Annotated in this window: 17 protein-coding genes and 1 pseudogene; 8 read left to right on the plus strand and 10 right to left on the minus strand. The window is 68.9% G+C overall.

Annotation, left to right across the window (positions count from 1 at the left end; translation table 11 throughout):
• Positions 1–114: 114 nt before the first annotated feature.
• The 3 genes from mpl to J5226_RS25175 are packed head-to-tail and all read right to left on the minus strand — an operon-like array spanning position 115 to position 2,642.
• Positions 115–1,479, minus strand: coding sequence for a UDP-N-acetylmuramate:L-alanyl-gamma-D-glutamyl-meso-diaminopimelate ligase (gene mpl, locus J5226_RS25165; protein ID WP_215837807.1), 1,365 nt, complete (start codon positions 1,477–1,479; stop codon positions 115–117).
• 41 nt (positions 1,480–1,520) lie between these two features.
• Positions 1,521–2,045, minus strand: a complete 525-nt coding sequence (locus J5226_RS25170) for a hypothetical protein (RefSeq protein WP_215837808.1) — start codon at positions 2,043–2,045, stop codon at positions 1,521–1,523.
• Positions 2,046–2,063: 18 nt separating this feature from the next.
• Complete coding sequence (locus tag J5226_RS25175; RefSeq protein WP_215837809.1) at positions 2,064–2,642, minus strand: adenylate kinase; 579 nt, start codon at positions 2,640–2,642, stop codon at positions 2,064–2,066.
• Positions 2,643–2,836: 194 nt separating this feature from the next.
• On the opposite strand from J5226_RS25175, the gene J5226_RS25180 reads away from it, so the two are divergent.
• From J5226_RS25180 to J5226_RS25195, 4 genes are all read left to right on the plus strand, one after another.
• Positions 2,837–4,129 (plus strand): 6-phosphofructokinase, encoded by a 1,293-nt coding sequence (locus J5226_RS25180; protein ID WP_215837810.1) that lies wholly within the window; start codon positions 2,837–2,839, stop codon positions 4,127–4,129.
• Positions 4,130–4,139: 10 nt separating this feature from the next.
• On the plus strand, positions 4,140–4,994 hold the full coding sequence (locus J5226_RS25185; RefSeq protein ID WP_215837811.1) for a helix-turn-helix domain-containing protein: 855 nt from the start codon (positions 4,140–4,142) through the stop codon (positions 4,992–4,994).
• A gap of 295 nt (positions 4,995–5,289) precedes the next feature.
• Positions 5,290–5,754 (plus strand): VOC family protein, encoded by a 465-nt coding sequence (locus J5226_RS25190; RefSeq protein ID WP_215837812.1) that lies wholly within the window; start codon positions 5,290–5,292, stop codon positions 5,752–5,754.
• Positions 5,755–6,074: 320 nt separating this feature from the next.
• On the plus strand, positions 6,075–6,884 hold the full coding sequence (locus J5226_RS25195) for a hypothetical protein (protein ID WP_215837813.1): 810 nt from the start codon (positions 6,075–6,077) through the stop codon (positions 6,882–6,884).
• Positions 6,885–6,976: 92 nt separating this feature from the next.
• Here J5226_RS25195 and J5226_RS25200 read toward each other — a convergent pair whose 3' ends face one another.
• Positions 6,977–7,498, minus strand: coding sequence for a hypothetical protein (locus J5226_RS25200; protein ID WP_215837814.1), 522 nt, complete (start codon positions 7,496–7,498; stop codon positions 6,977–6,979).
• A 127-nt stretch (positions 7,499–7,625) separates the two neighbouring features.
• Positions 7,626–7,823 carry a hypothetical protein gene (locus tag J5226_RS25205; RefSeq protein WP_215837815.1) on the minus strand — a complete coding sequence of 66 codons (198 nt, stop codon included), beginning with the start codon at positions 7,821–7,823 and terminating at the stop codon, positions 7,626–7,628.
• A gap of 665 nt (positions 7,824–8,488) precedes the next feature.
• On the opposite strand from J5226_RS25205, the pseudogene J5226_RS25210 reads away from it, so the two are divergent.
• From J5226_RS25210 to J5226_RS25215, 3 genes and pseudogenes are all read left to right on the plus strand, one after another.
• Positions 8,489–10,513 (plus strand): annotated as a pseudogene (locus J5226_RS25210) (sodium-translocating pyrophosphatase); the annotation flags it as partial.
• A gap of 168 nt (positions 10,514–10,681) precedes the next feature.
• Entirely contained in the window at positions 10,682–11,041 is a 360-nt protein-coding gene (locus tag J5226_RS25555; protein WP_255323144.1) for an OmpA family protein, read from the plus strand.
• Positions 11,042–11,154: 113 nt separating this feature from the next.
• Positions 11,155–12,081, plus strand: a complete 927-nt coding sequence (locus tag J5226_RS25215) for a prolyl oligopeptidase family serine peptidase (protein WP_215837817.1) — start codon at positions 11,155–11,157, stop codon at positions 12,079–12,081.
• Positions 12,082–12,157: 76 nt separating this feature from the next.
• Here the strand turns inward: J5226_RS25215 and J5226_RS25220 are convergent, their stop codons facing one another.
• From J5226_RS25220 to J5226_RS25235, 4 genes are all read right to left on the minus strand, one after another.
• A complete protein-coding gene (locus tag J5226_RS25220; RefSeq protein WP_215837818.1) occupies positions 12,158–12,715 on the minus strand; it encodes a hypothetical protein in 558 nt (185 codons plus the stop codon).
• Between the two features lie 324 nt (positions 12,716–13,039).
• On the minus strand, positions 13,040–14,572 hold the full coding sequence (locus tag J5226_RS25225) for a M91 family zinc metallopeptidase (RefSeq protein WP_215837819.1): 1,533 nt from the start codon (positions 14,570–14,572) through the stop codon (positions 13,040–13,042).
• Positions 14,573–14,683: 111 nt separating this feature from the next.
• Complete coding sequence (locus J5226_RS25230) at positions 14,684–15,160, minus strand: discoidin domain-containing protein (protein ID WP_215837820.1); 477 nt, start codon at positions 15,158–15,160, stop codon at positions 14,684–14,686.
• A complete protein-coding gene (locus J5226_RS25235; protein ID WP_215837821.1) occupies positions 15,157–16,152 on the minus strand; it encodes a sterol desaturase family protein in 996 nt (331 codons plus the stop codon). The genes J5226_RS25230 and J5226_RS25235 overlap by 4 nt, the downstream gene beginning before the upstream one ends.
• Before the next feature lie 352 nt (positions 16,153–16,504).
• Between J5226_RS25235 and ppa the strand changes: the two genes are divergently transcribed.
• On the plus strand, positions 16,505–17,053 hold the full coding sequence (gene ppa, locus J5226_RS25240; protein ID WP_215837822.1) for an inorganic diphosphatase: 549 nt from the start codon (positions 16,505–16,507) through the stop codon (positions 17,051–17,053).
• 273 nt (positions 17,054–17,326) lie between these two features.
• Here the strand turns inward: ppa and J5226_RS25245 are convergent, their stop codons facing one another.
• Entirely contained in the window at positions 17,327–20,182 is a 2,856-nt protein-coding gene (locus J5226_RS25245; protein WP_345778189.1) for a TonB-dependent receptor, read from the minus strand.
• Positions 20,183–20,581 lie beyond the last annotated feature (399 nt).

The raw sequence follows: 20,581 nt of genomic DNA on the forward strand, positions 1-20,581 counted from the left end.
CAACCGAACTGCGACGAACGCTCGCTCGCGCCAGAACGCAGGCGTTCGCTGCGCTTGGAAGAAACGAAACAGCCGAAATCGACGGGAGCGATCGCCGCTCCCGTCCCGAGCGGCTCAGCGCCCCTGCAACGCCGCGAAGAACCGCCGCGGAGCGCCGTCGAAGCCGCCGTTGGACATGAACACGACGTGGTCGCCGGCGCGCGCGCGTTCGCGCAAGGCGGCGATCAAGGCGTCGGCATCGGGCACGGTCACGCCTTCGCCGCGCAAACCGGCGACGACCTTGCCGGCGTCCCAGGCCAGTTCGGGACGGTGCAGGAACACCACGGTGTCGGCTTCGCGCAGCGACGGCGCCAGCGCGTCGGCGTGCGCGCCCAGGCGCATGGAGTTGCTGCGCGGTTCCATCGCCACCACGATCCGCGCCGCGCCGACGCGCGCGCGCAGGCCGGCCAAGGTGGTTTCGATCGCGGTGGGGTGATGGGCGAAATCGTCGTAGACGGTGATGCCGCCGGCTTCGCCGATCACTTCCAGGCGGCGCTTGACGCTGCGGAACTGCGCCAGCGCCGGCAGCACCGAGGCCACGTCCACGCCGACCGCGTTCGCGGCCGCCAGCGCGGCCAGCGCGTTCATCACGTTGTGGCGGCCGAGCAGCGGCCAATGCACTTCGCCGATTTCGGCGCCGTCGCGGATCACCGCGAACGCGCTGCCGTCGGCGGCGATCAGGCGCGCGCTCCATTCGTAATCGCCGCCGTCCAGGCCGAAGCGCTCGACCGGCGTCCAGCAGCCCATCGCCAGCACTTCGCCCAGGCGCGCGTCCTCGCCGTTGACGATCAGGCGGCCGCGACGCGGCACGGTGCGGACCAGATGGTGGAACTGGCGCTGGATCGCGGCCACGTCGGGGAAGATGTCGGCGTGGTCGTATTCGAGGTTGTTGAGGATCGCCACCAGCGGACGGTAGTGGACGAACTTGCTGCGCTTGTCGAAGAACGCGGTGTCGTATTCGTCGGCCTCGACCACGAACTCGCGGCCCGCGCCGATGCGCGCGGAGGCGCCGAAGTCCTCGGCCACGCCGCCGATCAGAAAGCCCGGCGCGCGCCCGGCGGCTTCCAGCAGCCAGGTCAGGATCGTGGTGGTGGTGGTCTTGCCGTGGGTGCCGGCCACCGCCAGGGTGTCGCGGCCCGGCAGCACGCGCTCGCTCAGCCACTGCGCGCCGGAGGTGTAGCGCCGGCCGTCGTCGAGCACCTGTTCGACCGCGGCGTTGCCGCGCGAGAGCGCGTTGCCGACCACGATCTCGTCGCAGTCGGCGGAGATGTTGTCGGGCCGGTAGCCCTGGCGCAGGGCGATGCCGAGGCGTTCGAGCTGGGTCGACATCGGCGGGTATACCGCCTGATCGCTGCCTTCCACGTCGTGGCCGAGTTCGCGCGCGAGCGCGGCGACGCCGCCCATGAAGGTGCCGGCGATGCCGAGGATATGGAGTTTCATTCGTGGGCGGCTAAGAAATCGCGAAACGTAACCGACGTTAGTCAGTTCATGTGGGTTTTCAACAAGGCGACGATCTTGGGATCGTCGTTGGCGATATCGAAGCGTCCCGCGTCGATGGCGGCCAACGTGCTCTTGCACATGCTCCGCCGCCCCTGCTCCTGCGGCAGAGCCTTGATCATGTTCGCCATCATCGGGCTGGTTTGTTCGATCACGGAGGTCCGGTACTGATCGAGTTCGGCGAGGTTCTTCGCCGCCTCGGCGCCGGCGCCGACTTCCTTCTTGATCGAGGCATACACGCGCTCGGCGGCGGCGACATAACCGCCGTTGCGCTCCTCCCAGCGGACTAAGGACTGGCGCGACGCGTCGGCGAGATCGTTCGCCATGCCGGCACAGTACGCCGTGGTCTCGGCGACCAGACGGCGCTTGGCGACGGGAGCCAACGCGGCGGCCCCGGCCACCTCGCCGGGGTTATCGTAGGTGAAGGGCTGCACCGCCCCGGCGGTCGGTACCGCAGCGGCGAAGATCAGCCCCAGCGCGCAAAGCGCGCTCCGCACAATCGAATTCATCCGCGAGCGGCCGCCCCGTCAACCCACCGTCGGCGCCGGCTCCAGCGCCTCGACGATGCGGGTGAACACCTCATCCAGCGAGCCGACGCCGTCGACCACGGTCAGGCGGCCGTGCTGGCGGTAGTACTCGATCACCGGCGCGGTCACGTCGTCGTAGACCTTCAGGCGGGTGCGCACGGCCTCGGGGCTGTCGTCCTTGCGGCCTTGTTCAGCGGCGCGGCCGGCGATGCGCTGGACCAGCAGGTCGGTCGACACGTCGAGCTGCACGGCGAAGTCCATCGGCTGGCCGATGCGCTTGAGCAGCGCGTCGAGCGCGTCGGCCTGGGCGAGGTTGCGCGGGTAGCCGTCGAGAATGAAGCCGCCGTGGGTGTCCGGACGCGAGAAGCGGTCCTCGAGCATGCCCAGCAGGATCTCGTCGCTGACCAGATTGCCGGCGTCCATCACCGCCTTGGCTTCCAGGCCCAGCTTGGACCCGGCGGCGACTTCGGCGCGCAACAGATCGCCGGTGGAAATATGCGGCACCTGCAGGTGGTCCTTGAGCCGTGCGGCTTGCGTGCCCTTGCCCGAACCGGGCGCGCCCAGAAGTACCAATCGCATCAACATCGCTCCTAAAACAAATGAAACCGTGGCGCCCGCCGCGCGCTGCGGCGGGCTTGGCCCCGCGGCCGCTGTCGGGCCGTTGCGGGGCTGGCCTGGACCGGGGGCGGCGCTACACTCGAAGCGGCCTGCCACCCGCCGGGCGGAATATTGCGGCCAGCTTACCGCAAACCGGCGCCAATCCTGGAATCCCCATGCCGACTGCCAAAACCGCCAGAAAATCCCCTGGCAAGATCGCCGGAAACCTGCTTTACGCGCAATCCGGCGGTGTGACCGCCGTCATCAACGCCACCGCCGCCGGGGTCATCGAGGCGGCCCGGGCGCGCAAGGTGCGGGTGCTGGCCGCCCGCAACGGCATCCTCGGCGCCCTGCGCGAGGAGCTGATCGACACCTCCAAGGAATCGGCCGCGGCGATCCGCGCCCTCGGCCACACCCCGGGCGGCGCGTTCGGTTCGTGCCGGCTCAAGCTCAAGGCGCTGGACGCCGACCGCGCCCGCTACGAGCGCCTGCTGGCGGTGTTCCAGGCCCACGACGTGCGCTGGTTCCTCTACAACGGCGGCAACGATTCGGCCGACACGGCGCTCAAGGTCTCGCAGCTGGCGGCCGAGTACGGCTACCCGCTGACCTGCGTCGGCGTGCCCAAGACCGTCGACAACGATCTGGCCGTGACCGACTGCTGCCCGGGCTTCGGCTCGGCCGCCAAGTACACCGCGGTGTCGGTGCGCGAGGCCGCGCTGGACGTGGCGGCGATGGCCGAGACCTCGACCAAGGTCTTCGTCTACGAGGCCATGGGCCGCCACGCCGGCTGGCTCGCCGCCGCGGCCGGCCTCGCCGGCGACGGCGCCGACGCGGCCCCGCACCTGATCCTGTTCCCCGAGCGCCCGTTCGAGGAAGCCGACTTCTTCGCCAAGGTGAAGGCCACGGTCGAACGCGTGGGCTATTGCGTGGTGGTCGCCAGCGAAGGCATCCAGACCCCGGACGGCCGCTTCGTCGCCGACGCCGGCGGCGGCAAGGATTCCTTCGGCCACACCCAGCTCGGCGGCGTCGCTTCGCATCTGGCCGGGCGGGTCAAGGACGCGCTCGGCTACAAGGTGCATTGGGCGCTGCCGGATTACCTGCAGCGTTCGGCGCGGCATCTGGCCTCCAAGACCGACGTCGAGCAAGCGCGCGCGGCCGGCAAGGCGGCGGTGGAGTACGCGCTCAAGGGCATGAACTCGGTGATGCCGGTGATCGTGCGCAGTTCCGACGCGCCGTACCGCTGGAAGATCGAGCCGGCGCCGTTGGACAAGATCGCCAACCGCGAGAAGAAGATGCCGGCGAACTTCATCCGCAAGGACGGTTACGGCATCACCGCCCAGGCGCGGAAGTATCTGGAGCCGCTGATCCGCGGCGAAGCGCCGCCGCCGTACGGGCGCGACGGCCTGCCGCAGTACGTGACGCTGAAGAACGCGGCGGTGAAGGCCAAGCTGCCGCCGTACGAGGGCTGAGGAGAACGCCGTGTCCGCCGGCGCGCCGTGGCTGCCGCAATTGCGGCCCTGGATCGAAACGGTCTGGGTCTGCGCGCGGCCGGACGCGGCGCCCGGGCACGCGCGCGAGCATTCGTTGCCGAGCGGCGCGATGCATCTGGCGGTGCGCTTGGACGGGCCGCCGCTGCGTTTGTACGCCGACGCGGACGACGCGGTCGGTCGCGCGCTCGGCCCGGCGGTGGTGGCCGGCGCGCGCGCCGGCTACAGCATCAAGGACACCTCGCAACCGGCCGCTTCGGTCGGCGCGGTGTTGCGGCCGGGCGCGGCCTTGGCGCTGTTCGGGGTGTCGGCGGCCGAGTTGGAAGCGCGCCATGTCGGCCTGGACGAGTTGTGCGGCGCGGGCGCGGCGGACGCGTTGTACGAGCGATTGGCGGCGGTGGCCGATCCGTCGCTGCGGCGGCGGGCGTTCGAGGATTTTCTGAGCGCGCGGCTGCGGCCGGTGCGCGGTTTGGATCCGCAGATCGTGCGCGCCGTGCGCCAACTCGACGGCGTGGCCGCGCCGTTGCGCGCGGACGACGAGCGCCGCGTGGCCGCGTGGGTCGAAGCCAACGGACGCAGCCACCGCCGTTTCATCGCCGGCTTCCGCGACGCCGCGGGGCTGAGCCCGAAACGCTACGCGCGGGTGCTGCGGTTTAAGCGCTTGCTGCAGGCGCTGAGCGCGACGCCGCGGCCGGATTGGGCGCAGTTGGCATTGGACGCCGGGTATTTCGATCAGTCTCATCTGATCCGCGAGTTCCGCGAATTCGCCGGGGTGTCGCCGCGGGCGTATCTGGCGGCGCGGGCGGCGTCGCCGCATCACCTGCCGGTGGTTGCGCCGCGGCGGTAACGCTGCGGCGCTCGCATCGGGGCGAGTGTAGGAGCGGCGTGAGCCGCGATCGCGACACCTGGCTTGCGACGCAACCTGCTGCAACGCGGTCGCGGCTTGCGCCGCTCCTACAGGGGCTTTCGGCTGTATTGGTGTGGCCGTCTTTACGGCGCGACCTGTCGCAGCGCGGTCGCGGCTTACGCCGCTCCTACCAGGGGCGATCCGGCGGGGCGGGCGGGCGCGAGGGTAAATTTTGTCCAATACCGGGCGGCGCATGCGGGCGCACGCTGCGTCCACCTCAATCCAGGAGTCCGCCATGGCCGTGCACGAATTGTTTTCCTATCTCTGCGTCGGCGACGCCCAGGCCGCGGTCGCGTTCTATTGCAAGGTGTTCGACGCCACCGAGAAATTCCGCCTGGTCGAGCCGGGCGGGCGCATCGGCCATGTCGAGCTGGATCTGGGCGGCACCACGCTGATGCTGTGCGAGGAATTCCCCGAGGTCGACATCCATCGCCCGGTCGCCGGCGCCGGCCACAGCCACACCTTGCATCTGCACGTGGACGACGCCGACGACGTGGTCGGCCGCGCGGTCGCCGCCGGCGCGCGGCTGGCGATGGCGCCGCGCGATCATTTCTACGGCGAGCGTTCGGGCACGGTGATCGATCCGTTCGGCCATCGCTGGAACATCGGCCACAGCATCGAAGCGATGGACCCGGCGGAGATGCAGCGCCGCTACGAACGCGATCCCGATTGCGGCGGCACCGAACCCGCCGCCGGTTGATCGTGCCCTACCCGCTGGCGGCGCGGCGCCGCCGGTCGGCTCGCGGCGTCGCGGCGATGCCTTAACGGCGCCGCCGCGATGCCATCGAAACCCCTTCGCGGCCGCGCCACGGCAGCGGCGCCCGCGCGCCCCGCCGACCTCCCGCCCGGCCCCGGGCCGCGCCCATCTGTGCGCCACGTCGCCAATGCCCGGTCCGGCCCGCCGCGGCCAACCGAAAAACGTTGAACCGCCCACCCGATTGCGGCAATCTGCCGCCGCAAGCGTTCGTGCGGGATCAGGGCGCAGGGACGCAACGCTTCAGTCATTACAGGGAGTCCTTCATGAAAGGCAGGTTTCTGGTTCCGTTGTTGCTGTTGATCCCCTCCGTCTCGGCCGTCGCCGGCCAGTGCGAAGACAATTTCGTCAAGCGCGGCAATGCGCTCACCGGCACCGAGTACTTCACCTCGAACACGGTGAAGGGGCTTTCGATCGCCAGCGCGATCGGCCAGGTCCGCAATGCCGGCATCGCCCGCAACATGGCCGTGCTCAGCGAGGACACCGTCGGCGGCAGCCTGGTGCTGGAAGAGCCGTCCACCGCGATGAGCCGCCCGCTGCCGCTGCAGATCACCGCCGACAGCGCCGGCACCGTGACCGCCACGCTGAAGCTGCGCCGCGGCGCGTTCGGCCATCCCGACACGATCAAGAAGGGCATTTGCGACATGATCGGCGCGCTGCAGCCGGGCAAGACCGCGCCGCCGCGCTCGGCCGCGCCGAAGGCTCTGCCGATCGTGATCGGCGCGCCGCAGCTGGCCAAGGAAATCGAAACCCAGGCCAAGGAAAACGCCGCCGTCGTCGCCGACCGCTACAAGGGCCGCGTCTACACGGTGAAGGGCAGCAACGCCGGCGTCAGCGACGGCAAGAACGGCAAGTACTACGTGACCTTCCAGGCCACCACCTCGCTGATCCCGGGTCTGGCCGACAGCGACCGCCGCCTGTTCGAGACCCGCGTGCGCTGCCAGCTGCGTCCGGACCAGAAGGCCTATGCGCTGACCCTGCGGGCCAACGACCGCATCCAGCTCACCGGCACCTTCGACGAGTACAACGACACCGACTTCGTGGTCGAACTCAAGGACTGCGTCGGCGTGCGCTGAGCCGCCGTCTCGCCTGCGCAACACAGCGAAAGGGCCGCGCGAGCGGCCCTTTCGTCGTTTCCGGCATCGGTATTTTCAGCGCGGCGTCGCGCTCAGCCGCCGCAGGCCTTGCCTTCGACCGTCATCGCCGCGGCGAACATCGGCACCGGCGTCAGCTTGGCGGCTTCGGCGCGGGCCTTCTCGTCCTGCAGGTACAGCCGCGCGCGGCCTTGCGCGTCGAGCTCCGGCGGCGCCACCGCGGCCGGCCGGCGCCACACCCGCACCACCGCGCGCTGGCTCGGACAGGCCGCGCTGGGCACCCGGATCAGATCGTTGAACTTCCAGCCCCCGGCTTCCGACGGCTGCGCCTTGGCCGCGTCGACGAAGCGCGCGCGCGGCTGGCAATTGGGGCTGCTGCGCACGACCGCGAATTTGTACGGCTGCGCGGCCTCGCCGGTGAACATGCCTTCCAGGCGCGCGCAGGCCTCGGGAATCTGCCGCAGCGTGTGCACGGCGCCGACCGCCTGCGGCGGCGCCGAAGCCGAACGCTGGATTTCGGGGGTCGGCTCGGCGGCGTGGGCGGCGAACCCGGCCAGCGTCAGCGCGGCGGCGGAAAAGAGCGGCGAAAAGCGCATGGCGCGACTCCGGTTGCGGGGCCGGGGCAGCCTCGCACGCAAAGGCTGAACCGCCACTTCATCCCCGCCCCGGCGAGACGGGACGCGGCGACCTCCGCCGCGTCCCGCGCCGCCTGGCCCGCGCGGCTTACTCGACGACTTCCGGGGTGATGCACTTGCCCTGCACGCAGCAGGCCCAGCAATAGGCCTGGGTGCCGCCGCCGAGCTTGCACTCGTAGATGCACTGCGCCATCTCCGGGGTGATGCTGGCGCCGCCGGCGAACGCGGTCGCGCCCAGGCCCATGCCGAACACCAGCGCGCACACCGCCATCAGCTTCTTGCTCATGTGGACTCCTTCCCTTGTCGGATTGCATCGGCGCCGGGCTGAATCGGGACGGCGTCGCGGCACCGAACGCGCCGCCCCGGAGACGAGCGACCGAGCGGCCGCGCGCGGCAACCTCGAGTGCGTCGGACATCGGCCGTCCGCCCGCGCGCGCATGGCGTCGCCCGGACGTTCCGCTGGCCCATGGCCGCCCCCGCGGCCCGCATCCCCTGCCGCGCGCCGCGGCAGCGGTCGCGCACGCCGATCTAAGGGTGCGCGCGACGCGCTGTCAAACCGGCGCGCGGCGCGCGCGCATCGCACGCGCCGGCGGCGCATCGCGTTGCGGCTGCGCAACATGCGCGCGGACGGCGCGCGACGCGCACGACGCGGCCGCGTCAAGCGCCCGCACGGGGAGGAACCGGGAACAAAACGCAAAGGTTCCGTGACTGCAGTCGCAGCCCCGCCGCCGCCGCCGCGCGCGCGGGCGCGACCGCCGCCGCGCGCCCGGTTTCGCCGGCACAGCCCCTATGCGATAGTCGGATCGCGCCGCGCACGCAACGCGGCCACGCTGCGACGCAACACGTCCAGCGCGCGAAAGCGATCCGCGGAACACCGGTCCACGACCGCTCGCGGCACAAGTCGAATCCGTTGTCCCGTGATCTCCACTTTTCCAACCGGGGAGGGGTTTCATGCTGGAGCAGTACGGTTTGATTCTGGCGCTAGGCTGCGCCGTCATCGCGATTCTTTACGGAATCGTGTCCGCGCGCTGGATCAGCGCACAACCCGCCGGCAACCAACGCATGCAGGAGATCGCCGGCGCGATCCAGGAAGGCGCACGCGCCTATCTCAACCGCCAATACACCACGATCGCCATCGCCGGCGCGGTGCTGTTCGTGGTGATCGGACTGTTCCTGAACTGGCACACCGCGATCGGCTTTCTGATCGGCGCGGTGCTCTCCGGCGCGGCCGGCTACATCGGCATGAACGTGTCGGTGCGCGCCAACGTGCGCACCGCCGAAGCCGCGCGCAAGGGCATGGGCCCGGCGATGGACGTCGCCTTCCGCGGCGGCGCGATCACCGGCATGTTGGTGGTCGGCCTGGGCCTGCTCGGCGTGGCCGGTTATTGGATGGTGCTGGCCAAGCTCGGCGTCACCGGCGAGAAGGCGCTGCACGCGCTGGTCGGCCTCGCGTTCGGCTCCTCGCTGATCTCGATCTTCGCGCGCCTGGGCGGCGGCATCTTCACCAAGGGCGCCGACGTCGGCGCGGACTTGGTCGGCAAGGTCGAAGCGGGCATTCCCGAGGACGACCCGCGCAACCCGGCGGTGATCGCCGACAACGTCGGCGACAACGTCGGCGACTGCGCGGGCATGGCCGCAGACCTGTTCGAAACCTACGCGGTGACGGTGATCGCGACGATGCTGCTCGGCGGGCTGATGGCGAGCACGGTCGGCGCCAACGGCGTGCTGTACCCGCTGGTGCTCGGCGGCGTGTCGATCATCGCCTCGATCATCGGCGCGTTCTTCGTCAAGGTGAAGGCCGGCGGCTCGATCATGGGCGCGCTCTACAAGGGCGTGATCGTGTCGGCGGTGCTGGCGGCGATCGCGTTCTACCCGATCACCACCGCGCTGATGCGCGATTCCAGCTTCGGCGCGATGAACCTGTATTGGTGCGCGCTGATCGGCCTGGCGCTGACCGGCGTGATCGTGTGGATCACCGAGTACTACACCGGCACCCAGTACGCCCCGGTCAAGCACGTCGCCGCCGCGTCCACCACCGGCCACGGCACCAACATCATCGCCGGCCTGGGCGTGTCGATGAAGTCGACCGCGCTGCCGGTGATCGCGGTGTGCGTGGCGATCTGGGGCTCCTACGCGCTGGCCGGTTTGTACGGCATCGCCATCGCCGCGACCTCGATGCTGTCGATGGCCGGCATGATCGTCGCCCTCGACGCCTACGGGCCGATCACCGACAACGCCGGCGGCATCGCCGAAATGGCCGAGTTGCCGTCGGAGATCCGCGACATCACCGACCCGCTGGACGCGGTCGGCAACACCACCAAGGCGGTGACCAAGGGCTACGCCATCGGCTCGGCCGCGCTGGCCGCGCTGGTGCTGTTCGCCGACTACACCCACAACCTGCAGACCGCGCATCCGGGCAAGGTGTTCACCTTCGACCTGTCCGACCACATGGTCATCATCGGCCTGTTGATCGGCGGCCTGATCCCCTACCTGTTCGGCGCGATGGCGATGGAAGCGGTCGGCCGCGCCGCCGGCGCGGTGGTCGAGGAAGTGCGCCGGCAGTTCCGCGACATCGCCGGGATCATGGAAGGCACCGGCAAGCCGCAGTACGACAAAGCGGTGGACATGCTGACCAAGTCGGCGATCAAGGAAATGATCGTGCCCTCGCTGCTGCCGGTCGCAGTGCCGGTGGTGGTCGGCCTGCTGCTCGGGCCGAAGGCGCTGGGCGGTTTGCTGATCGGCACCATCGTCACCGGCATCTTCGTCGCGATCTCGATGACCACCGGCGGCGGCGCCTGGGACAACGCCAAGAAGTACATCGAGGACGGCCACCACGGCGGCAAGGGCTCGGAAGCGCACAAGGCCGCGGTCACCGGCGACACCGTCGGCGATCCGTACAAGGACACCGCCGGCCCGGCGATCAATCCGCTGATCAAGATCATCAACATCGTGGCGCTACTGCTGGTGCCGTTGCTGCCGGTGGGCGACGTGCAGGGGCAGGACGAGGCGGCGGCGCAGGTCGCGGCAGTCGCGCAGGCCGCGGGCGCGGCGTCGATGGCGGGCGATGCCGGCGCGACGACGGCATCGAGCGTGGCGGACGGCGCCGCGGCGGGCGCGGGCGTTGCCGCGGGCGCCGATGCGGGCATGAGCGCGGGCGCCGCGGCCGGCAGCGCCGACGGCGCGGTGGCCGTATCCGACCACGCCAAGCTCTACTTCGATCTGGGCTCGGCGCAGTTGCCGGCGACCGCGGCCGGCGATCTCGCCGGCGTGCTGTCGGCGCTCAACGCCAAGGCCGACGCCAAGGCGCGCATCTCCGGCTTCCACGACGCCTCCGGCAGCGCGGCGACCAACGCCGAACTGGCCAAGCAGCGCGCGCAAGCGGTGCAGCACTGGCTGCAGGAACAGGGCATCGCGGCCGAGCGCATCGCCTTGGACAAGCCGGCGATGACCGAAGGCGGCGGCGACGCGAAGGAGGCGCGGCGGGTCGAGGTCAGCGTCGAGTAACTCGACTTCGCGCAACGAAAACGGCGGCCCTGCGGCCGCCGTTTTCTTTTGCGTGCGCTCGGTCCCGTCGCTTTGGCGCACACTACCCACCCTTTCCAGCAAGGACCGCTCCGATGCGCCTGCCGTTGTTGCCTTTACTGCTGTGCGCCGCACTCGCCGGCTGCTCCCAAGCCCCGACCGCCAACGCCAACGACGGCGTCGACCTGGTCGCCGCGCGCGCCGCCGCGCCCGCCGAGACCGCGCGCGGCACCCAGGAAGGCAGCGCCGTGCCCGCACCGCCGCAAGGCGTGCTGGAACGGGTGCGTTACCGCGCCGAACCCGGCGAACTGGCCGCCTACCTGACCCCGCGCCCCGCGCAGCCGGGCAAGTACCCGGCGATCGTCTGGCTCACCGGCGGCGACAGCAACACCCTCGGCGATGTGTGGAGCCGGCAGCCGCGCGAAAACGATCAGAGCGCCGCGGCGCTGCGTCAGGCCGGCGTGGTGGTGATGTATCCCTCGCTGCGCGGCGGCAACGACAACCCGGGCCTGCGCGAAGGCTTCTACGGTGAAGTGCGCGACGTGCTGGCCGCGGCCGACTATCTGGCCAAGCTCGATTACGTCGACCCGCAGCGCATCTATCTCGGCGGCCACAGCACCGGCGGAACGCTGGCGCTGCTGGTGGCGCAGAGCGACGCGCGCTTCCGCGCGGTGTTCGCGTTCGGCCCGACCGACGACGTGGCGGGCTACGGCGGCCGCTTCGTGCCCGCGGGCCTCAGCGAAGAACAACTGCGCCTGCGTTCGCCGGGTTACTGGCTGGACTCGATCCGCAGCCCGGTGTTCGTCTTCGAAGGCGACCACGACAGCAACAGCGACGCCCTCGAAACCATGCGCCGGGCCAACCGCAACCCGCTCGCGCATTGGTACCTGGTGCCGCGCACGGACCACTTCAGCGTGCTGGCGCCGACCAGCGAGCTGATCGCGCGCAAGATCCTGGCCGATACCGGCGCGCGCAGCGCGATCGCGTTCGAGCCCGCGGAACTGGACGCGCTAGTGCGCTGAGGCCGTTTCGCAGCGGACAGCGTCGAGCCGAAGCCCTTGCCTGCCGAAGTTCGCGAGAGGGACGTCAGTCCCGACGCTACGGCTCAGCTCGCTGCGCCGCTGCGGCAACGAACGTGCCCGTCCCCAGATCGAACCACGGCGTGCACAGCCGCTGCTGGGTTTCGGCCAGCGCGAACGAAGCGCGCCACACCTCGATCTCGCCGTGCCGCTGCGGCCTGTCGAGCTGATCCGCATCGAACCTCGCCACCCCCAGGCACCAGCGCAGCCGCTGCGGCGCCTGTGCATCGGGCAGCGCGAACTCGAACGAGCCGGCGGCCCGCGCGCCCGGCGCGAGCTTGAGCGCGACCGGACTCGGCGGCGATACCGGCGCAGGTCGCGGCAACGGTTGCGCGGTGTGGCTCAGTTCGAGCGCGCCCTCGCCCGCCGCCGTCCACAGCGGCGCGCCGACCGCACCCGCGCGTTGGCGCCCGCTGGCTACGGCGTGACGGTCGCCGCGGTCGAACACGGCGAGCGCTACGTCGCCGGTGTTGCGCACGCGGTAGTTCACTCGCAGCGTGCGCTGGGTCGCGTCGTAGGCGAATTCGGCCTGTAGGGCGGCGCCCTGGCCCTTGATTTCGGTGTCGGCGGCGGACATGGCCTGCAGCGGGTTCGCGAGAAATAGGGCCAAGACGCAAACGGCAAGGACGCAGCGGCGGGAAGACGGGTTGGTTTTCATCGGGACGCTCGTCTCGTCGGATGGCTTGCCGGCATCGCACAGGGCTCGAAGCGATTGGAGCGGAGAGCCTCGGGACTGAAGTCCCTCCCACACGAGCGGTGGTCGCTGCCTTAGCTCGTGCCCGCGAGGCTTTCGCCAACTCCGCCCCTTCACCCTAATCAATGCGAAGGCAGCCCGCAGTGAACGCGGGCTGCCTTCGATCCCCAAGCCGGTTGCGCGCCATGCGGATCGCGGGCGTCGCGTTTACAGGCTGTAGCTCGGCCGATCCGGCAAGCCGAGTTCGCCGCGCAGACCGTTTTCGGTCAGATGATCGGGATTGGCCGTGGTCTTGGGCGTGCCCGGATCGCCGTCGAAATCGTAGGCCGGCGCGCTGGTCTCCAGCCCCACCGCCTGACGTTCGGCATTGGGCACCTGCCCGTTGTCCGGGCCGGTGCCGCGGTAGGTGCCCTGCTGGAAGGTGCCGTTGACGCCGTTATAGGCGTGCGACATCTCGTGGTACAGCACCACCGCCGGCGCCGGGAATTCGGCCATGTGGAACGACGGGTTGTAGCTGATCTGCACGTCGCCGCCCTGGCCCGGCTTGCCGTTGACGAGGTCGGCGTCGTTGCTGAAGGTTTGGGCGTAGCCGTTTTGCTCGTTGGCCAGTTCCTTGATCGTGACGGTGTTGCCGCGCGCGGCGGCCTTGTCGAATTCGGCGAGCATGCGCTGGCCGTTCGGCGAGCTGCGCAGGAAATCGATCTCGGCGCCGACGCGCTGCTTGAACGCGTCGGAGCCTTCGATGGTCACGCCCTTGGCCACGCCGATCTCGACGTTGACCACGGTGTTGCGCGCGCCGCCGGCGGCGTTGATCAGATCGATCGCGCTTTGCGCGTACACGGTGTCGGCGCCGGACTGGTTGTCGACCGTGTCCTTGCCGGCGCCGGTGTAGACCGCGTCGTCGCCTTGGCCGCCGCGCAGGGTGTCGTCGTCGAGGCCGCCGGAGAGCATGTCGTGGCCGGCGCCGCCGTCGAGTTCGTCGTTGCCGCGGCCGCCTTCGAGGAAATCGACGCCGTCGCCGCCGAGCAGACGGTCGGCGCCGTCGCCGCCGTAGACGACATCGTCGCCGCCGCCGGCATCGAGCGCGTCGTCGCCGCTGTTGCCGAACACATCGTCGCGGCCTTCGCCGGTGGCGATGCGATCGTTGCCGAGGCCGCCGTCGACGCGGTCGTTGCCGGCGCCGGTCGTCACCGTATCGTCTCCGGCGCCGGCATCGACCACGATATTGACCTTGACGTTGGGCGCGACGGTGACGACGTCGTTGCCGTCGCCGCTGCGCAGGGTCAGTTCCTGATTCTCGGTCAGGCGCAGCGCGTACTGCTCGCCGTTGACGCCGATGTCGAGGGTGCCGTCGTCGCGCTGGGTCACGCGCACGTCGTCGTTCTTGCCGCCGGTGGTCAGCACCACTTGATCGGCGCTGACGTACTGGCGGCCGCCGCCGGCGTCGGCAAGCGTGCGTTCGCGCGCGATCGACACTTCGCCGCCCTGATGCAGCGGATCGATCTGCACCGGCTTGCCGTCGGGCGTGCTGCCCTGGGTGCGCTGCTGCGGGTTGGTCGCGCCGCCGTCGATCTCGACGGTGCCGTCTGCGGCGACCTGCGCGGCCGGCGCGGGCGCGGCCAGCAGCGACATCGGCTCGGGCGTCACCTGCCGGCTCGGGTCGGAGGCGGCCGGGTCGTTCCAATAAGCATCGGCCTGCGGCGGCGGCGCGGAGCGGGTGGCGTCGAGCGATACGGACATGAGCGGACCTGCGCGTCTGGGAAACGAAGGTCCTAGATACGCACAGGTATGGCCGGGTCCAAGCTAGCGCGGACCCCAGCTAGGGTCGGCCCCAGGCCGCGGCGGCGCCGTTCAGCGCACTTCCAATTCGTAGATGCGCGTGGCGGGATCGGCCGGATCCTGCGCGGGCTCGCTCACGTCCAGCCGCACGTAACGCGCCCAGGTCGGCGCGATGGCGTGGGTGCGCACGCTGTCGCGGTTGTCGCGCACGGACACGACCCGCCGCCAGCGCTTGCCGTCCTCGGACAACGACAAAGCGTAAGCGCGGGTGTTCATCGCCGCCGCTTCGCCGCCCGCGCCGGCGTGCTTGACCACGAACTCGCGCACCTGCCGGCGCGCTTGCAGATCGACCTGCAGCCACGCGGGTTTTTCCAGCGTGCAGAACTTGTGTTCGGTCTTGCTGCTCAAGCGTCCGTCCACCGCCTTGATCGCTTCTTCGCCCGGCTTGCAGATCGGCGAACCGGTGACCGGCCGATGCAAGGAGAAGTTTTCCGAGGCCGATGCGCTCAACGCGAACATCATCAATGCCGCCGCTGCCACACGCTTCATACCGCCTCCTGCCGTTGCGCCAACCATTCGCGTTTGCTTTCCACCGCGGTTTTGTAGCGGCCGTCGTGGCTCCAACCCGGCGGCATCAGCAGGTACAGCAGCTTGTTGCGCAGGCCCGGCGCGGCGATCACGTCGCGCAGCAGCGCGCTGAACTCGCCGAGATAGGCATCGAGAAAACTGCCGGGTTTCATCGGCCGGGTGATGCCGTATTCGATGCGGATGTCCTCGCGCTGCGGCTGGTAGGTGCCGAACGCGCGGTCCCAGATGTTGAGCAGATTGCAGAAGTTGGTGTCCATATACAGTGGGTTGCGCGCGTGGTGCACGCGATGGTGCGCGGGCGTAAGGATCCAGCGATGCAGCCGCCCCAAGCGTCCGTCCTTGAGCGCGTGTTCGCCCAGATGGATGAACTGCCCCCAGAACCCGTCGATCAGCATGATCAGCAGCAACAGCGGCGGGCTGACGCCGGCGAGGATGCAAATGCTGGTGCGCACGATGTCGGCGTACGGCGCTTCCAGGAACAGGTGCGCGTAGTTCACCGACAGGTTCATCGCGGTCGGGGCGTGGTGGGTCGAATGCAGGCACCACAGCAGCCGCACCTTGTGGGCGAGGTAGTGGTAGACGAAGTGGGCGAACTCCCAGACTACGTAACCGTAGATCAGCCCCCACCCGCTCACTTCGACCTGGAATAGCGCCAGCGGCTGCAACAGCGCGATGCACAGCGCCACCATGCCGAAGCTCAGCACCGCGCCGATCAGGCGGTTGGCGAGCATGGTCAGGAACGGAACCTTGTAGTCCTCGAGCTTGAACCGGCGCCGGGCCACCGTGCGCAGCAGCTCGTAGACCAGCAACGCCGGGATCACCGGGAACAGCAGCGCCTTGGCGCCCTCGCCGCTGAGCAGGCCGCGGTAGCCGTCGCGAGCCAGCAGCTCCAGCAAGGCGCCCAGGCCGAAGAAACCCACCAGCTCGTGCAAGGCCTGCGACCCTAGGTCCATCGGTTTTCCCGGTTTTAGATCGATCCAGGTCGAGTTAGCCAGGGCGCCGCGCGACGCTCAAGTGCTGCATGAAAAATGCGGACGAAGTTCATTAGACGCGGGGTTCGACGCATTTACGCCGCTACCCGGTCAGCGCCCCGCCGGCGGCCGCCGGCCGGCCCGCTGAGACCCAGATCGGCGCCGAAGCCGGCCGCTTCGCGCCCGTTCGACATTTGCGCTCCCGGGCCGGGCCGCTCGGGCCGGCCCCAGGGGCTGGGCGCCGACGTGCTGCATCGCAGCAGCCAGACGCGTAAAATGAGGCCCCTTTCATCCACCCGGCCCGCCCCCGCGGGCCTCAGCAGTCGGAGCACACATGGGTCTGGACCTCGTTCCCACCGGCAAGAACCCGCCGCACGAGATCAACGTCATCATCGAAATCCCGAAGGATGCCGAGCCGGTCAAGTACGAGGTCGACAAGGCCTCCGGCGCGATCTTCGTCGACCGCATCCTCTCGACCCCGATGCGTTATCCGTGCAACTACGGTTACGTCCCGCACACCGTCTGCGGCGACGGCGACCCGGCCGACGTGCTGGTCGTGCTGCCGCTGCCGCTGATCCCGGGCTCGGTGATCCGCTGCCGTCCGGTCGGCGTGCTGCGCATGAGCGACGAAGCCGGCAGCGACGAGAAGCTGCTGGCGGTGCCGGTCGACAAAGTGTTCGCCGGCTACTCGCACATCAACGACATCGCCCAGGTCAGCCCGCATTGGCTGGAGCGCATCGGCCACTTCTTCGAGCACTACAAGGACTTGGAGAAGGGCAAGTGGGTCAAGCTCGACGGTTGGGGCGGAGCCGACGAGGCCAAGCAGATCCTGGTCGAGGCGATCGAGCGTTACGCGGCCGAGGAAGACAAGCCGAAGTTCTGAGTTCGGTTTGCGCCTTCGCGACAAGAAAAAGGCCGCCCTCGGGGCGGCCTTTTTCGTTGCGCGATCGGCGTGCGGCTTCGATTGCTCCCTGTAGGAGCGGCGCGAGCCGCGACCGCGACAACTCAACTGCGATGAACGTGACGACATAGTTGCGTTGTCGCGGTCGCGGCTCGCGCCGCTCCTACAGGGGGATCGCCCGCTCTTTCGCGAACGCAAAAAACTACGGCCCCTTTTCGGGGCCGTAGTCGTCTTGCGATACCGCTAACGCTTCGATCAGAAGCGCTGGGTGTACTTCATGTACACGAAGCGACCGATGTCGAAGCTGCCGTTGTAGCTGAAGCTGCCGTTCGGCTGGCTGAACATGGTCTGGCCGGTGTGGTCGAACACGTTGTTCGCGCCGAGCGCCACGGTGGCGTTCCACGGAGTGTTGTAACGGACCTGCACGTCGTGGAAGGTGTTGCTGCCCACTTCGCGCACCGGCACCGCGCCCTTGTACGAGGAACGGTAGTTCGGGTTGTTGCATTCCGCGCCGCCGTTCAGATCGTACGCGCACTCTTCCTTCAGGCCGCCGTAGTAACGGATGCCCCAGCTCGCGCCGAAGTCGCCCCAGCTCCAGTCGGCGTTGAAGTTCGAACGCACGCGGAAGTTGCTCAGGCCGTCGGCGACCCAACCGGTGCGCTGTTCGACCGGCGTGGTGCTCTCGTTGTCGCGCTTGTATTCCAGGTAGTCGACGTAGGTCGTCTTCCAGTTGAACGAGAAGTTGCCGAAGCGGGTGTCGGCCAGGCGGTAGGAGAGGTTCAGGTCGTAACCCGCGGTCTCCTGGTAGCCGGCGTTGATCAGGTTGCGGGTCACGCCCACGACCTGGCCGTCGGTGTCGCGCACGAAGCGGTTGCACGCCGAGTTGATGCCGAGCACGTAGCAGTTGTTCAGGATCGAGGTGACGGTCTCAGCCGCGATCACGTCTTCGATCTTGATCTTCCACCAGTCCAGACCGATGTCGAAACCGCCGAACCAGCTCGGGCTGTACACGAAACCGATCGAGGTCGACTTCGAGGTTTCCGGGGTCAGCAGCGGGTTGGAACCCGACAGGAACGCGCTATCGGACTGAGCGTTCGGGCCGGTGGCCGGCTTGCCGCCCGAGGCGACCTGGCGGAAGTTCGCCGGGACGTTCGCGGCGCAGCGCGTGGCGACCTGCGGGTTGCGCACGGCCGAACCGAACAGGGTGTCGCACGGGTCGGTGTAGTTGTCGAAGCTCTCGCCGACGCCGCCGTACAGGTCGGCCACGGTCGGGGCGCGGAAGCCCGTCGCGTAGGTGCCGCGGATCAGCAGGTCGTCGAACGGCTTCCACTTCAGGCTGAACTTGCCGTTGGTGGTGTCGCCGAAGGTGTTGTAGTCGGAGTAACGGCCCGCGATGTTGAACGACAGTTCCTTCGCGAAGGTCACATCCGACAGCACCGGCACGGCCAGTTCGACGTAGAACTCGTCGAGCGAGTAGCCGCCCTGGGTTTCGCTACCGGCCAGATCGGTGCTCAGGCCCGACTGCAGCAGGGCGTCGGGCGAGTAGTGCGCCGATTCCTTGCGGTGCTCGTAACCCATCGCCAGGCCGAGGTCGCCGGCCGGCAGGGTCGCCAGCGAGCCGCTGACGTTCAAGCTGTAGACCTGGGTCTTGGTGACCGAGGTGTCGTGGGTCGGCAGGTACAGGAACTTCTGCAGATCCTTGTTGTTCAGCGAACCCGGGCCGGTCACGTCCGGACCCAGCAGCGGGTTCCACGCCAGGCAGCCGTCGATCGGGTTGGCGGCGGTGCCGCAACGCGCCACGCCGTTGGCGTCGATGAACGACGGGCCCAGGGCCTTCTCGGCGTTCGGCAGGAACAGATTGCCGGTGCCGGTCTTGGTGCCCTTGTTCTGGTTGTACAGGTAGCCCGCGTCCCAATCCCAGGTCTTACCGGCGAACTCGAACGAACCTTCCAGGCCGCCGCTGAAGCGGTAGGTGGTCAGCTCGGACTTGGTCTGACGCGGCACTTCCCAGCCACGGCGGTAGAAGTCGGCGTCGATGCCGAGCGGATTGAACGCGCTGCCGGCCTTCAGGGTCAGATCGCCGGGGTAGCGATCGCTGAAGCCGGTCGAACGGAACGGGTAGCCGGCGATCTGCTGGGTGGCTTCGCGATCCGTGTACAGGATGTCGGCCTTGGCGCGCAGATTGTCGGTGATGTCGAACTCGGCGTTGGCGAACACCGAACGACGCTCCAGACCGGTCGAGAGATACATCTGCTCGTTGGCGTTGGCCTGATCGGCCAGACCGTCGGTCGGGTGGAAGTTCGACAGCTTGGAGGTGTCGGTGGTGCCGCGGTTGGCGGTCCACGCGTTGCCGTCGGCGTCGAACAGCGTGCCCCACTGGTTGATCGCGCTCCAGCCGTTGCTGCGCACGCCGCCGTTGGCGCCGCCCAGATCCGGGTACGGATGGGCGCGGCCGTTCGGGTAGCGGGTGAAGTCGCGGTCGCGAGCGAAGACCGGATCTTCCTTGCTGTACTCGGCGCCCAAGGTGATCGAACCGCGCTCACCGGTCTGGCCGATGACGAAGTTGTAGACCTCCTTGTTGCCGTCGCCCTGGCCGTACTGGCCGAGGTAGGCGCTGCCTTCCAGACCGTCGAAACGCTTGCGGGTGATGATGTTCACCACGCCGGCGATGGCGTCGGAGCCGTACAGCGCGGAGGCGCCGTCGGTCAGCACTTCGATGCGCTCGACGATCGAGCTCGGGATCGAAGCCAAGTCGGAATAGCCGCTGGAGCTGATGCCCATGCGCTTGCCGTCGATCAGCACCAGGGTGCGCTGCGGACCGAGGTTGCGCAGGTCGACGTACTGGCCGCCCACGTCTTCGCCCGAAGCGAGCGCGTCGGCGCGCGAGATCGCCGGCGAACCGGTGGCGGTGATGTTCTGGACGATGTCGGCGACGGAGGTGAAACCCTGCTTCTGGATTTCGGCGCGCGACATGGTGACGACGGGCTGCGACGTCTCCAGGTTGGCCTGGCGGATGCGCGAGCCCGTCACCTCGATGCGATCGAGAGTGGTCGGGTTCTTGGAGGCATCGGCTTCCTGGGCGCCGGCGATCGCCGGGACCAGAGCGGACACTAACGCTGCAGCGATGGCGGACGGCAGAACGCCGTACCGCGCCGCGGGGCGCAGACTACGATGGTTCATCTATCTCTCTCCAGTAATCTCGTTATAGGCGTGTTAAAACGCCTTGCAAAAGTACGGCCCAACCTCCCGCACTGCTTTGCGGTTGCCGCCGGGAGACTTTGCGCAGTCGGTCGTAGAGGCCACTGTCATCGCGCGGAAAGCTTCGCGTCGCGCGCATTAAATGTGATGAATTCCAGGTGTTTTTGACCGTTTTCGCGCTGCGCTCGCGACCGCGATGCGAGTGCGCGAACGTTTTGCTTTGCGTTGTCTGCGATCTTGCCGAATCGGCATCGATGCTTTGCATCGTTCCTTTGCACAACGAGCTAAATCGCGGCGAAGCCGCTGATTTAC

This window comes from Lysobacter sp. K5869 (assembly GCF_018847975.1).
In the GTDB taxonomy this organism is placed as follows: Bacteria; Pseudomonadota; Gammaproteobacteria; order Xanthomonadales; family Xanthomonadaceae; genus Lysobacter.

Excerpts from the sequence above, each read along its gene's own strand:
- mpl (WP_215837807.1), bottom strand. The coding sequence starts at position 1,479 with ATGAAACTCCATATCCTCGGCATCGCCGGCACCTTCATGGGCGGCGTC.
- J5226_RS25170 (WP_215837808.1), bottom strand. The coding sequence starts at position 2,045 with ATGAATTCGATTGTGCGGAGCGCGCTTTGCGCGCTGGGGCTGATCTTC.
- J5226_RS25175 (WP_215837809.1), bottom strand. The coding sequence starts at position 2,642 with ATGCGATTGGTACTTCTGGGCGCGCCCGGTTCGGGCAAGGGCACGCAA.
- J5226_RS25180 (WP_215837810.1), top strand. The coding sequence starts at position 2,837 with ATGCCGACTGCCAAAACCGCCAGAAAATCCCCTGGCAAGATCGCCGGA.
- J5226_RS25190 (WP_215837812.1), top strand. The coding sequence starts at position 5,290 with ATGGCCGTGCACGAATTGTTTTCCTATCTCTGCGTCGGCGACGCCCAG.
- J5226_RS25195 (WP_215837813.1), top strand. The coding sequence starts at position 6,075 with ATGAAAGGCAGGTTTCTGGTTCCGTTGTTGCTGTTGATCCCCTCCGTC.
- J5226_RS25200 (WP_215837814.1), bottom strand. The coding sequence starts at position 7,498 with ATGCGCTTTTCGCCGCTCTTTTCCGCCGCCGCGCTGACGCTGGCCGGG.
- J5226_RS25205 (WP_215837815.1), bottom strand. The coding sequence starts at position 7,823 with ATGAGCAAGAAGCTGATGGCGGTGTGCGCGCTGGTGTTCGGCATGGGC.
- J5226_RS25555 (WP_255323144.1), top strand. The coding sequence starts at position 10,682 with ATGAGCGCGGGCGCCGCGGCCGGCAGCGCCGACGGCGCGGTGGCCGTA.
- J5226_RS25215 (WP_215837817.1), top strand. The coding sequence starts at position 11,155 with ATGCGCCTGCCGTTGTTGCCTTTACTGCTGTGCGCCGCACTCGCCGGC.
- J5226_RS25220 (WP_215837818.1), bottom strand. The coding sequence starts at position 12,715 with ATGTCCGCCGCCGACACCGAAATCAAGGGCCAGGGCGCCGCCCTACAG.
- J5226_RS25225 (WP_215837819.1), bottom strand. The coding sequence starts at position 14,572 with ATGTCCGTATCGCTCGACGCCACCCGCTCCGCGCCGCCGCCGCAGGCC.
- J5226_RS25230 (WP_215837820.1), bottom strand. The coding sequence starts at position 15,160 with ATGAAGCGTGTGGCAGCGGCGGCATTGATGATGTTCGCGTTGAGCGCA.
- J5226_RS25235 (WP_215837821.1), bottom strand. The coding sequence starts at position 16,152 with ATGGACCTAGGGTCGCAGGCCTTGCACGAGCTGGTGGGTTTCTTCGGC.
- ppa (WP_215837822.1), top strand. The coding sequence starts at position 16,505 with ATGGGTCTGGACCTCGTTCCCACCGGCAAGAACCCGCCGCACGAGATC.